Origin of the sequence: Acinetobacter sp. AC1-2, from assembly GCF_016124155.1 — a bacterium.
GTDB classification, from domain to species: domain Bacteria; phylum Pseudomonadota; class Gammaproteobacteria; order Pseudomonadales; family Moraxellaceae; genus Acinetobacter; species Acinetobacter calcoaceticus.
Map to the genome: position 1 here is coordinate 1 of NZ_JABFFO010000020.1, position 634 is coordinate 634.

At 53.5% G+C, this 634-nt stretch carries 1 protein-coding gene; it reads left to right on the plus strand.

Annotated features, from left to right (window positions below; all coding sequences use genetic code 11):
• The coding region (locus HL290_RS18905) for an Ig-like domain-containing protein (RefSeq protein WP_227602330.1) at positions 1-634 on the plus strand (634 nt) is incomplete at both ends.

Consider the following 634-nt stretch of genomic DNA (forward strand, 5'->3'; position numbering starts at 1 on the left):
ACAGCAGATGGCGGTTTGACCTGGACAGCGACCTTCACCCAAGATGGCAGTGCAACAGCACCGAGCATCAGTGTGGCGGATAACACCTATACTGACCTTGCAGGTAACTTAGGTACAGGCGCAAGCTTGGCTGGCCTGACTTCAGATGTAGTGGCACCGACGCTTGCGATCAGTGCAACTGACCTGAATCTTGGTCTCGGTGAAAGCACCACAGTAACCTTCACCTTCAGTGAAGCAGTGACTGGCTTTGATGCAACAGATGTGACCTTGGCAGGCGGTACTTTAGCTGGCTTGAGCACAGCAGATGGCGGTTTGACCTGGACAGCGACCTTCACCCAAGATGGCAGTGCAACAGCACCGAGCATCAGTGTGGCGGATAACACTTATACTGACCTTGCAGGTAACTTAGGTACAGGCGCAAGCTTGGCTGGCCTGACTTCAGATGTAGTGGCACCGACGCTTGCGATCAGTGCAACTGACCTGAATCTTGGTCTTGGTGAAAGCACCACAGTAACCTTCACCTTCAGTGAAGCAGTAACTGGCTTTGATGCAACAGATGTGACCTTGGCAGGCGGTACTTTAGCTGGCTTGAGCACAGCAGATGGCGGTTTGACCTGGACAGCGACCTTCACCC